11 protein-coding genes are annotated in these 11,910 nt (G+C 74.1%); 8 read left to right on the forward strand and 3 right to left on the reverse strand.

The window, feature by feature from the left end:
* Positions 1 to 604 precede the first annotated feature (604 nt).
* On the forward strand, positions 605 to 919 hold the full coding sequence (locus D476_RS39390; protein ID WP_239648823.1) for a hypothetical protein: 315 nt from the start codon (positions 605 to 607) through the stop codon (positions 917 to 919).
* Between the two features lie 54 nt (positions 920 to 973).
* On the opposite strand, the gene D476_RS0125260 is transcribed toward D476_RS39390, so the two are convergent.
* Complete coding sequence (locus tag D476_RS0125260) at positions 974 to 1,354, reverse strand: winged helix-turn-helix transcriptional regulator (protein WP_017626699.1); 381 nt, start codon at positions 1,352 to 1,354, stop codon at positions 974 to 976.
* Between the two features lie 131 nt (positions 1,355 to 1,485).
* On the opposite strand from D476_RS0125260, the gene D476_RS0125265 reads away from it, so the two are divergent.
* The 5 genes from D476_RS0125265 to D476_RS0125285 all read left to right on the forward strand — a co-directional run bounded on the left by D476_RS0125265 (position 1,486) and on the right by D476_RS0125285 (position 6,050).
* Positions 1,486 to 2,136: an NAD(P)-dependent oxidoreductase gene (locus D476_RS0125265; protein WP_017626700.1), complete on the forward strand. Its 651-nt coding sequence runs from the start codon at positions 1,486 to 1,488 to the stop codon at positions 2,134 to 2,136.
* A gap of 43 nt (positions 2,137 to 2,179) precedes the next feature.
* Positions 2,180 to 2,584 (forward strand): MerR family transcriptional regulator, encoded by a 405-nt coding sequence (locus D476_RS0125270; protein ID WP_017626701.1) that lies wholly within the window; start codon positions 2,180 to 2,182, stop codon positions 2,582 to 2,584.
* 35 nt (positions 2,585 to 2,619) lie between these two features.
* A complete protein-coding gene (locus tag D476_RS0125275) occupies positions 2,620 to 3,648 on the forward strand; it encodes an NADPH:quinone oxidoreductase family protein (RefSeq protein ID WP_017626702.1) in 1,029 nt (342 codons plus the stop codon).
* A gap of 738 nt (positions 3,649 to 4,386) precedes the next feature.
* A complete protein-coding gene (locus tag D476_RS0125280; protein WP_017626703.1) occupies positions 4,387 to 5,349 on the forward strand; it encodes an AraC family transcriptional regulator in 963 nt (320 codons plus the stop codon).
* A gap of 80 nt (positions 5,350 to 5,429) precedes the next feature.
* On the forward strand, positions 5,430 to 6,050 hold the full coding sequence (locus D476_RS0125285; RefSeq protein ID WP_017626704.1) for a dioxygenase family protein: 621 nt from the start codon (positions 5,430 to 5,432) through the stop codon (positions 6,048 to 6,050).
* A gap of 512 nt (positions 6,051 to 6,562) precedes the next feature.
* Here D476_RS0125285 and D476_RS0125290 read toward each other — a convergent pair.
* Both D476_RS0125290 and D476_RS0125295 read right to left on the reverse strand, forming a co-directional pair.
* Positions 6,563 to 7,813 (reverse strand): AGE family epimerase/isomerase, encoded by a 1,251-nt coding sequence (locus tag D476_RS0125290; RefSeq protein WP_017626705.1) that lies wholly within the window; start codon positions 7,811 to 7,813, stop codon positions 6,563 to 6,565.
* Positions 7,813 to 8,838, reverse strand: a complete 1,026-nt coding sequence (locus D476_RS0125295) for a LacI family DNA-binding transcriptional regulator (protein ID WP_017626706.1) — start codon at positions 8,836 to 8,838, stop codon at positions 7,813 to 7,815. The genes D476_RS0125290 and D476_RS0125295 overlap by 1 nt, the downstream gene beginning before the upstream one ends.
* A gap of 183 nt (positions 8,839 to 9,021) precedes the next feature.
* On the opposite strand from D476_RS0125295, the gene D476_RS34505 reads away from it, so the two are divergent.
* Together D476_RS34505 and D476_RS0125305 are read left to right on the forward strand one after the other, a co-directional pair.
* On the forward strand, positions 9,022 to 10,269 hold the full coding sequence (locus D476_RS34505; RefSeq protein ID WP_017626707.1) for an ABC transporter substrate-binding protein: 1,248 nt from the start codon (positions 9,022 to 9,024) through the stop codon (positions 10,267 to 10,269).
* 47 nt (positions 10,270 to 10,316) lie between these two features.
* Positions 10,317 to 11,849, forward strand: a complete 1,533-nt coding sequence (locus D476_RS0125305) for an RNA-guided endonuclease TnpB family protein (protein WP_017626708.1) — start codon at positions 10,317 to 10,319, stop codon at positions 11,847 to 11,849.
* The last annotated feature ends 61 nt before the right edge of the window (positions 11,850 to 11,910 follow it).

Below are 11,910 nucleotides of genomic sequence, written 5' to 3' on the forward strand. Positions count from 1 at the left end.
GCGAACCCTCGGTGGCGGCGCCATCGCCCCTTGTAGCCTCCACCCATGTCCGTCTCCCCTGAGCACCAAGCCCGGGTTCAGCTCTTCCTCGACTGCCCGGACTTCGCCCCCCAGCTGCTCTCCGAATGCCTGGGCGTGCACCTGCCCGACTACGACCAGGCGGTGCTGCAGTGCGCCGACCTCGGTGAGGCCGTCGCGGTCGAGCGCCGCGCGGACTCGGTGGTGGCGCTCCTCAACAATCTGCTGATCACTCAATTGGAGAACCACGGCCGGACCGAGATGGTCATCGTCGTGGAGGTGCAGCACCGGTTCGTGCGGCAGAAGTTCCGCCGGTGGGCGGAGTACTCCGTGGTCGCCGGAGAGCGGTACGACTGCGACGCCGCCCTCCTCGCGGTCTGCCCCGACCAGGCCGTCGCCGACAAGTACGACACGCGGTTCCGCGTCGGGCCCGAGCACTGGTACAAGCCGCTCGTCGTCGGGCCCGACACGCTGCCGAAGATCACCGATCCCGCCCAGGTCGCCCGTTCCCCTGAGCTGGCGGTGCTGGCGGCGGCCTGCNGTACTGAAGGCGCTCCTCGAAGGGTTCGAAGGCATCGATCCCGAGGTGGCGGCCCAATACACTGAGTACACCCTGACCCTGCTGGATGAGGATTCCCGCGACGAGGTGGAGGAGACCATGGCCACGCGCACGTTCCGGTACCAGAGCGCATACACCGACCGCTATGTCAAGCAGGGTGAGGCCAAGGGCAAGGCTGAGGGCAAGGCTGAGGCGCTGCTCCAGGTGTTGGCGGCGCGTGGCGTCAAGGTGTCCGGGGCCGATCGGGAGCGCGTTTTGGCGTGCACGGATGCCGAGGTTCTGCGCTGCTGGCTGGACCGTGCGCTGACGGTGGACTCCGCCTCCGAGCTGTTCGACGACTGACGCTTCCGGTCGTGTCGGGCGCGGAGGAGCCTGACGCGCGGCACGACCGGTGCCTCACTCTTGCGGCGTGCGCGCGTCGTGGGCCGTGCGCGCCTGTTCGACCTCGTCCATCCGGTCTTCCAGGAATTCCACCAGCGTCATCAGGTGTGCGGCGGTGTCCCGCCCCAGCGCGGTCAGGGAGTACTCCACGTGCGGGGGGATCTGGCGGTGCACCTCGCGGTGGACGAAGCCGTCGCGCTCCAGCGTCTGCAGGGTCTGGGAGAGCATCTTCTCGCTCACCCCGTCCACACGCCTGCGCAGCGCACCGAAGCGCGCCGGTCCCTGGGCCAGCGCGCCCAGGATCAGCACCGCCCACTTGCCGGTGATGTGCTCCAGTGCCGAGCGCGACGGGCAGCGCCGCTGGAACACGTCGTAGGCCAGGTCCTCGAAACTCACCCGAGCACGATACCTCCCCTTCGCGCGCATCGCCGTGACCCAGATCGCACGTACTGCACTTTCGTAAGTGCTAACCGATGGTTAGTGTTGGCGGCGGACACCGACCGGAACCACCTCCAAGGAGGCCGACCATGGCCGACATCGCCGTCATCGGAGCCAACGGCACCATCGGATCGCGCATCGTCGACGAGGCGCTGCGCCGCGGGCACACCGTCACCGCCGTCGTGCGCGACCCCGCCAAGATCGACCGCACGGACGACGGGCTCACCGTCGCCACCGGCGAGGTCCTCGACACCGCCGCGGTCGCCGAGGCCGCCAAGGGCAAGGACGTCCTGGTCAGCGCCATCGGCGGCGGCGACGGGGCCGGCCACAAGGCGCTCATCGAGCCCTCCGCCCGCGCCCTGGTCGAGGCCCTGCGCTCGCTCGGCGACCGGGCGCCCCGACTGATCATGGTCGGCGGCGCGGGCAGCCTCCGCACCGCCGACGGCTCCCAGGTCTGGGACGCCCCCGGTCTGCCGGACTGGCTGCTGGACATCATGCACGCCCACGGCGACGCCCTGGACTTCCTGCGCACCGTGTCCGACGTGCGCTGGACCAGCCTGAGCCCCGCCGCCCACATCGCCCCCGGCGAGCGCACCGGCGCCTACCGCACCGCCACCGAGACCCTGGTGGCCGACGGCGAGGGCGAGAGCCGCATCAGCGCCGAGGACTACGCCGTGGCCCTGATCGACGAGGTCGAGACCCCGGCCCACGTCGGCGAGCGCTTCACCGTCGGCTACTGATCCGGCGGGAAGCATCGGGGACGGCCGGGCGTTGGCGCCGGACATGAGGATCGGCGAGGCCGCCAGAGCCAGCGGCGTCAGCGCCCGGTCGCTGCGCCACTATGAGGACGAGGGGCTGATCGTCCCCGGCCGGTGCGGCAACGGGTTCCGCGACTACTGCCCGTCCACCCTCGACCGGGTGGGCGTCATCCGCTCCCTGCTGGAGTCCGGGCTGCCCGTGCGGCTGATCCGGGAGCTCCTGCCCGATCCGGAGGACGGAGGCGGTGCCGGGGCGGACGCCCACCGCGCGGAGTTCCTCCGCGCGGTCCAGGACCACCGCGACCGGCTCGACGCCCGCATCGCCCTCCTCAGCGGGCAGCGCGACAGCCTCGACGCCTACCTGCGCGAGGCCCGTCGGCGCCATCCGCCGCGGGACGACGGGGGCCCCGCCCCCGGGCGCCCGGCTTGACCCTGCCGCAAGTGTGAGGGTCCTACGTTCGGCGCATGCAGAGCCACACGCACAGCGGCGAGCGGCGCCACGCGCCCGAACAGACGGTCCGAGCACTGGTCCAGCGGTCCCGCCGGGGACCGGAGGACCTGGTCCTCACCACGGACCATCCGCGCCCGGTCCCCGGCCCCGGCGAGTACCTGGTCCGCGTCGGCGCGGCCGGGGTCAACTTCGCCGACACCATGCAGAGCCGCGGCAGGTACGGAGGGGGGCCGCGGCCGCCCTACGCGGCGGGCTTCGAGGCGGCCGGGCGGATCGCGGCCGTCGGCGCGGGCGTCGAGCGCCCGTTCCCGGTCGGCACCCGCGTCGTGGGCACCGGGCCGGGCGCGTTCGCGCAGTACATGACCATGCCGGCCGCGGGGGTGCTGCCCGTTCCCTCCGGCTGGAGCGATGCCCAGGCCCTCGGAATGGTGCTGAACTGGGCGACCGCCCTGGCGGCGCTGCGTCCGCTGGGGGAGGTGAAGGCGGGGGAGACGGTACTCGTGCACGCCGCGGCCGGAGGCGTCGGGCAGGCCGCCGTCCGCCTGGCCCGCCACTACGGAGCGCGGGTCGTCGCCACGGCGTCCCCGGCCAAGCACGCGGCCGTCACCGCGCTCGGCGCCGAGGCGGTCATGGACCGCCGCCGCCGGGACCTGGCCGCCGAGATCACCCGCCGGACCGGTGGGGTCGACCTGGTCCTGGAGTCGGTGGGGCGGGACACCCTCGAAGGCAGCCTGTCGGTCGCCCGGCCCCTCACCGGGCGCGTCGTCGTGTTCGGTGCGGCCTCGGGGGAGGCCCGCATCAGCACGCACGACCTCGTCTTCACCCATCCGGTGCAGGTCAAGGGCCTGCACATCGGCACACTGGCGGAGGCGGCCCCGGAGGTGTACCGGTCGCTGATCGCCGAACTGGAGGCCCTCATCGCCATCGGCGCGTACCCGCCCGGCTCGCCCGCCGTCCATCCCCTGTCAGAGGGCCCGCAGGTGCTGCGCAAGCTGGAGGAGGGCCGGACCAGCGGCAAGCACGCCCTCGACCCCTGGTCCTAGGTTCCCGATGGGCGCGGGTGCCAGGCACGGGCACCGGCGTTCGGAGTTCCGAGCAGGGCGCGGGAGGCGCCTCGGCCGCCGGGAGACCGGGCGGACCGGGCATCGGGCCGGTAGTGGCGGACCCGGACCCCGCCTTCCGCTCCCTCGGGTACCCCCCGGGTCATCCTGCGTGGCGGATTCGACACCCGATCCGCCTCAAGGCGTCGATTCCGCTACGCAGGATTGCCGATGCCCTTACCTCTGTCCGGTATGCCCCGGAATGCAGGCTCCTTTGCGATGGTCTCGACGAGCGTGCTGTCGATACCGGCGCCGGAATGACAGCACTTCCGTCGAGATCAACACCGACAAGGGCGCACCGGCCTGGCGGACGCCACGAACACACAGGACCACCCGCCACCCTGGCCGCGCCACCCACCCGGACCGCGAGGGGCCCGCCGGACGGCCGGTAGGGCGGGGAGACCGCCCCGCTCTTGCCGTCGCCGCCGTCAAGGGCGACCACGCACACGCCGGGCTGTCGACCACGCTGCGGATTGGGCCGTCGTCCTCTTCTCGTCGGTGCCTTGCCACCTCGCGCCCCCTCAGCGACCAGGACGGCCGTGCCGTCGAGTCCTGTACCGACCATTGGGCGGCCTTCCCGCCGGGAACCGCGGCGGGCAATGTGTCCTCCCCGTGTCGGCCCGGAGCCGCGCGGACTAGGCTTTCCCCTCCCGCAGCCCCCTCCCCCCAGGAGGCGCCCCCATGGCCGCCCACCCCGCACTGGAACTGCACCGGCTGGAGGTCCCCTCGCCCCACCTGCTGCCCTTCGCCGTGGGGACCTTCGACACCATCGGCCCCCTCTCCCGGGCCGACTACCCCCACCGGCACACCTTCCATGAGATCGTGCTCGTCACCTCCGGAACCGGCCTGCACGTCGTCGACACCCGTCCGCTGCCCATCACCCCGCCCAACCTGGGGGTCCTGGCCGCCGGGCAGGTCCACCACTGGCAGGGCGCCCATGGCCTGGACGGGTACGTGCTCCTGCTGGAGGACGCCTTCCTGCTCGACCGCCCCGACGACCGCGACCTGCTGCGCCGCCTGGCAGCCGAGCACACCTGGACCGCGCTCGGGCCCCGCGAGCACACCGAGGCCGCCGCCGTCGTCACCGAGATCGCCCGCGAGTTCGTCGAACGCCGTCCCGGCATGGCCACGGTCGTGCGCGCGCTGCTGCACGTCCTGCTGGTACGCGCCGCCCGGCTGCCCGGAGCCGGGCCCCGAACCCGGCCGCCCGCCTCCGACGCGGCCGGTGAGGACGCGCCCGAGTCCGCCACCGGCCTGGCCGGGCGCTACCTCGACGCGCTGGAGGGGCCCACCGCGCTGGACCCGCGCGCCACCGTCGGGCGCATCGCCGACACCCTCGGCGTCACCCCCGGCCACCTGGGCGAGGCCGTCAAACGCGCCACCGGCCGCACCCCCGGTGCCCTGCTGCGCCAGGCCCGCCTGCTGGAGGCCAAACGCCTGCTGGCCTGCACCCGCCTCACCGTCGCCGCCGTGGCCCGCGCCTCCGGGTTCGCCGACCCCGCCTACTTCTGCCGCTTCTTCCGCCGCGAGACCGGCACCACCCCCGGCGCCTTCCGCGACGCGGCCCGCGCCGGCACGGGCCCCGCGGCAAGCACAACGCCGCCCGCGGAACGTCCATCGCACACGGGAGGTGACGCGGCGTAGTCTCGGGGCTCCCGAGGGGCCTCCGGCCGGACCCCGGACCCCTCTTCCGTCCCCCTCCCCACCCGCAGGAGGAGCCCACCGTGGCCGACAGCACCCCCACCCGCAAGACGATGCTCAAGGCCGCCCTGGCCACCGGCGCCGTGCTCGGCGCCGCCGGGGCCGCGCCCGCCCTGGCCCGCGACCGGGTCGGCGACCGCATGCTCGCCCCCACCCCGGCCTGCGACGACGGCGACGACCCCACGCCACCGCAGACCGAGGGCCCCTACTTCAAGCCGAACTCGCCGCGCACCGGTGACCTGACCGTGCCCGGCGCCCCCGGCATGGCACTGGCCGCGGCCGGGTTCGTCTTCACCCGCGACTGCCGCCCCGTGGCCGGGGCCCTGCTCGACTTCTGGCAGGCCGACTACTACGGCGCCTACGACAACGTCGGGTACCGGTACCGGGGCCACCAGTACACCGGTGCCGACGGCGCGTACACGCTGTCCACCATCGTCCCCGGCCTCTACCCGGGCCGCACCCGGCACATCCACGTGAAGGTGCAGGCACCGTCCCGGCCGGTGCTGACCACCCAGCTCTACTTTCCGGGCGAGCCCCGCAACGGCACCGACCTCATCTTCGACCCCCGCCTGCTGATGGACGTCCGCGCCGACGGGGCGGGCAAGGCCGCCGCCTTCGACTTCGTCCTCGACTTCACGTCCTGAGCCGCGGTGCGGCCCCGGCGCCTCGGGCGCCGTCCCGAGGTCCCCGCCCCGACCGCACCGGGGCGGGGACCCGAGCGGCCCGGGGGGCCGGTCCATGTCCGCGGAGATTCCTCCGTCCAGGCCGGTACGGTCGTCGCGGGGCCGGGTTGGCCGTGCCGCTGCGTCGGCGTCCGGACCGGCGCCCCGTCCCTCGGCCGACCGCCTGGCCGCGTCCGCTGGAGCGGTGGAGCCTTTCGCGGCCGCGAACGTCCTGCGCCGGGCGGCCTTCGACCGTCCGGCGCAGGGCCCGGGCTGCTCGGCGCGCCCGGCGGCCGACGAGGCCCGCCCGTCGGCGCGGATGCCGCGCCGCCCCGGGCGGACAGGAGCGACACCACCCCAGTGGACGCGACCGGCCGCCTTCGGCCCTCGCCCGAGGCGGCCGCCACAGCCGGAAGTCCCCCCACTCCAGTGGACGCCACCCGAGGTGATCCCCTACGTCCTGCGCAAGGGCGCCCGTCCCGGGGGAGGCGGCGTCAGCCGCCTGCCGGGGACGCGCCCGCCTCGGCCGCCACCGCGCCGGCCACCGATCCCGACAGCGCAAGACGGGGGATGAGCACCGCCTGGTAGGCGTGGTAGGCGTCCGGCTTGCCCCGCCACACCGTCGAGGACGGGGACCCGTCCGGCGCCAGCTCGTGGTGCCACCCGCCGTGCACCCCGTCCAGGTGGTGCTCCCGGATGAAGCCCCACCACCTGCCGTACCGCTCGGCGTACCCCTCCTCGCCGGTGCGCGCCCACAGCACCGCGGCCGCCGCCGTCGCCTCGGCCGCCACCCAGTGCATCCGCTCGCGCACCACCGGCCGGTCCTGCCAGTCCAGGGTGTAGACGAACCCGTCGGAGCCGTCGACCGCCCACCCGTGCTCGCAGGCCAGCCCGAACAGGCGCCGGGCGTCCTCCAGCAGCCACGCCGGGGCCTGCGGGCCCAGCGCCGACTCCAGGTTCACCAGCAGGCGCGCCCACTCCAGCCAGTGGCCCACCGTCGTGCCGTAGGGCCGGAACGGGTCGCCCGGCGTATCCCGGTTGTAGTCCAGGTCCCGCGCCCACTCCGGGGTGAAGTGCTCGGGCAGTCGCCACCCGTTCGCGGCGGTCTCGCCCCGGATCAGCCGGTCGGCGATGCCCAGCGCCCGCTCGCGCCACACCCGGCCCCCGGTGGCGTCGGCCGCCGCCAGGAACGCCTCCACCATGTGCATGTTGCTGTTGGCGCCCCGGTAGGCCTCGCACTCCCGCCAGGCCCGGTCCCAGCCCTCCACGCACAGGCCCTCGGCCGGGTCGAAGAAGCGGTCCTCGACCACCCCCAGCGCCTCGGCCAGGAGGTCGTCGGCGCCGGGGCGGCCCGCCTGCGCGGCGCTGGAGGCGGCCAGCACGACGAACGCGTGCTCATAGGCGCCCTTGGCGCCCTCGCCCGGCTCCGAGGAGGCGAACCAGCCGCCGTGCCCGGCGTCGCGCAGCCGCCCGCGCAGCGCCGCCACACCGTGGTCGGCGAGCGCGGCGGCCCCGCCGTCCCCGCGCAGGTGCGCCAGGGAGAACACGTGCGTCATCCGGCAGGTGATCCAGGTGTGGGCGGTGCCTCCGGGCACGGGGCGCCCGGCCTCGTCCAGCCAGCCGAAGCCCCCCTCGGGCAGGGCCGCCGGGCGGGCGAAGTCGGCCACGCGCCCCTCCTCGGCCGCCAGCCAGGCGGGGTCGGCGCCGGGGACGGCGGGGGAGGTGTGTTCGGGGGTGGGGTCCATCATCCTCCGTTCGGGCGGGGTGGCGCGGTGCTCTCGCGCACCACCAGCTCGGGCAGCTCGAACTCGGTGTCGCCGACGGCAGCGCCGCCCGGGCCGTGCCGGACCAGGTCCAGCAGGCGGGCGGCGGCCGCCGCGCCGAAGCGGAAGGCGTCCCGGGACAGCGCGGTCAGCGTCGGGTGGGTCAGGCGGCACAGGGCCGAATCCTCCCACGCCACCACCGACAGGTCTCCGGGCACCGACAGCCCCGCCTGCCGGGCGGCCGACAGCCCCGCCACCGCCATCACGTCGTTGTCGTAGACGATCGCGGTGGGCCGCGGGCGCCGCCGCAGCAGCCCCCGGGTGGCCACCGCCCCCTCGGCGTCGCTGAAGTCGGTGGCCGCGCGCGCCGCACCGGTCCCCGCCGCCGCCGCGAACGCCTCGGCGCGGTGGGCGCTGTGCGCCATCCCCGGCGGCCCCGACACGTGCGCCAGGCGCTCGTGCCCAAGGCCGTGCAGGTGCTCCACGACCGCGGTCATCGCGCGCGCGTCGTCGACCCACACCCCCGGCACCGCGCCGGTGGGGTCGGGCCCGCCCGCCAGCACCGCGGGCATGCCGATCTCGCGCAGCACCTCCGGGCGGGGGTCGCCGGTGCGCAGGTCCACCAGCAGCACCCCGTCCACCCGCCGCTCGGCCCACCAGCGGCGGTGCACCGCCGCCTCGGCGTGCACGTCCTCGACCAGGTCCAGCAGAAGGGCGTGGCCGCGCTCGCTCAGTTCGGCCTGGATCCCGGAGATCAGCTGCATGAAGAACGGCTCGACCCCCAGGGTGCGGGCGGGGCGCGCCACGGCCAGCCCCACCGCCCCGGCGGCGGCGGCCGACAGCGACCGGGCGGCGGTGTTGGGCTGCCAGCCCAGGGCGTCGGCGGCGGCCAGGATGCGCTCCCGGGTGGCCTCCGAGACGCCGGGGCGGCCGTTGAGCGCGAAGGAGACCGCGGCCTGGGACACCCCGGCCCTGCGGGCGATGTCGGCGATGGTGGGGCGTCGCACCCCGCCCTCCTTTCCCGCCCGGCGGCGGGCGGGTTTATGAACCGGTTCAGCGACTTCCGGTGATCCTACACGCGCAGCGCCTGGAAAAACCGCCGCAGGTGGTATTGACGCGGATCACGCCGTGGGGGACGCTCATCGGCAGCGAGGAACTAAAGCGGTTTATAAAGCCGAGGAGACCGTTCCATGCGCACCCCTGCCGCACGCGCGGCGGCGGCCCTGGCCGCCGTGGCGCTCACCGCCTCCGGATGCGGACTGGCCGCACCCGGCACCGGCGGCGCCGCACAGGGCGGCCCGGTCGACGGGCCCGCCGACGGCGCCATCACCTTCCAGACCTGGAACCTCAAGGCCGAATACGAAGAGTTCTTCACCGGCGTCATCGAGGAGTTCGAGCAGGCCAACCCCGGCGCGCGGGTCCGCTGGCTCGACCAGCCCGCCGAGGGCTACGCCGACAAGCTCAGCGCCGACGCCGCCGCCGGGACCCTGCCCGACGTCGTCAACGTCGCCCCCGACCTGGTCCACCCCCTGGCCGAGGCCGACATGGTGCTCGACCTGGACGAGGCCCGCCCCGGCGCGGCCGACGCCTACACCGCCGACGCCTGGGAGGGCTTCACCATCCCCGGCCGCGACGGCACCTACGCCTACCCCTGGTACCTCAATACCGGCCCGGTGTTCTACAACCGCGCCCTCTTCGAGGAGGCCGGGCTCGACCCCGACTCCCCGCCCACCACCTACGACGAGCTGTTCGACCAGGCATTGGAGATGGCCGAGGCCACCGGCGGCGAGACCGCCATGCTCGGCCAGACCCCCGGCATCATCGACCTGGGCCTGTACGGCTCGCAGGCCATGAACGAGGACGGCACCCGCTTCACTTTCAACGACGTCGCCGGCGTGGTGATGGTCGAGCGGTACAAAGAGCTCTACGACGCCGGCGCGCTGGTGCCAGAGTCCCTCACGCAGGACTACACCGGGGCCGGGGAGCAGTTCATGAGCGGCGCCATCGCCTGGGCCCCCGGCAGCGCCTACGACCTGGAGAACTTCCGCACCAACGCCCCCGACCTGTACGAGAACGTCGGCATCACCGAGGTCATCACCAACACCGGCCGCGCCCACATGTACCTGCAAGGGCTCGCGGTCTCGGCGAAGAGCGAGGAGCCCGCCACCGCCGCCGCCTTCGCCGAGTTCGTCACCAACGCCCCCAACCAGGAGGCCTTCGCCCACGAGGTGCAGATCTTCCCCAGCACCCAGGGCTCCCTGGACGACCCCTACTTCACCGAGGAGGACGGCACCGACGAGGGCCGGGTGCGGGTGGCCGCCGCCGCGCAGCTGGAGTCGGCCACCAGCTACACCCCGGTCGTCTTCGGCGACCAGATGCAGAACCTGCTGCGCGACGAGATCGCCCTGGCCATGCGCGGGGACAAGAGCCCGCAATAGGCCCTGGACGACGCGGTCGAACGCTGCAACGCCCTGCTGGAGGAGGGGTGAGCACCCTGGCGCCCGCCGCCCGGCGGCGGGCGCCGCGCATGCAGGGGGCGGCCACCCCGTGGCTGTTCCTGGCGCCCGCGCTCGCCGCCGCCGTCGCCTTCTCCCTCTACCCCTTCGCCAACACCGTCCTGCTGGCCTTCACCGACGCCCGCACCCTGACCCCGGGCACCTTCACCGGCACCGACAACTTCGCCCGCATGGTCGAGGACCACCGCTTCTGGCTCGCCCTGCGCAACGGCGGCCTGTACGTGCTGGGCGTGGTGCCGCCGCTGGTGCTGCTCCCGCGAATGTCGTACCTGCCCGTTAGGTTGGCGGCCATGGAAGAGCAGGCGACGGCGAAGGCTGCCGAAGGTGCCGGTCACGTCCGGTACACCTACCGTCTGCGCGTGTCGAACACCGCGCGGCGCTCCCTTCTCGAAGAGTGGGGGCGGTGCCGTTGGGTGTGGAACCAGTGCGTGGCCGCCTCCAAGGCCGCGCACAGGGCCCGTGAGGAGTGCGGCCCGGCGCGGCTGGACAGGATGCTGACCGGCTGGCGCCGGGCGAAGCAGTGGCTGCGCAAGGGCGCCTCGGTGCCGCAGCAGCAGACCGTCCGTGACTTCGCCAAGTCGCGGGCCAAGGCCCTCAAGGACATCAGGGCCCGGCTGCCCGTGCACCGGCGTGCGGGCATGCCCCGGTTCAAAAAGCGTGACCATGCCGATCCGACGCTGAACTACACGCGCCAAGGCTTCCGGCTCAAGGGCGGCAGGTTGCACCTGGCCGGGGGTATTACGGTCCGGGTGGTGTGGTCGCGCGACCTGCCCGGCGACTCGTCGTCGGTTCGGATCTACCGCGATGCATTGGGGCACTGGTACGCCTCGTTCGTCGTGCCCGCGGCCGTGGAGCCGCTCCCGGACACCGGCCGGACGATCGGCGTCGACTGGGGTGTCAAAGAGGTCGCGACCACCACCAGCGACGCCCACGACCTGCCCCACCCCCAGCACGGCAGGAGATCGGCGGCCAGACTCGGCAAGTACCAGCGGATGATGGCCCGACGCCGCCGACCCAAAGGCAGAGCCCAGTCCAGGGGCTACCGCAAGGCCGCCCGCCTGGCCGCGAAACTGCACAAGAAGGTCGCGCGCCAGCGCCAGGACACCGGCCGCAAGTGGGCCAAGCGCGTCGCGGCCGACCACGACCGGATCGCGGTGGAGGACTTCAAGCCGAAGTTCCTGGCGAGGTCGACCGTGGCCCGCAAGGCGGCCGACGCCGCGATCGGCGCGACCAGGGCGGCGCTGGTGGAGATGGGCCGCAAGCACGGGCGCGAGGTGCGCCTGGTGCACCCCGGGCACACCACGATGGAGTGTGCCTCGTGCGGAGCGAGAACCAAGCACGCACTCCCCCTTTCCGAGCGAACTTATGCCTGCACCGCGTGCGGGGCGGTGTCCCCCAGGGGCAAGAACTCCGCGCGTGTGATGCTGGTCCGGGCGGGTTGGACCCCGGACGGTGTCGAGGGCCTAAGACCGTCCGGGCCGCCGGCCCGGGCGGCTGCCTGAGCCGTGAATCCCCGTGAACGCCATGGAGGCGGGAGTTTCCTGCTTTCAGACGGGGGAGCCT

This window comes from Nocardiopsis chromatogenes YIM 90109, from assembly GCF_000341185.1.
Taxonomy (GTDB): Bacteria; Actinomycetota; Actinomycetes; order Streptosporangiales; family Streptosporangiaceae; genus Nocardiopsis_A; species Nocardiopsis_A chromatogenes.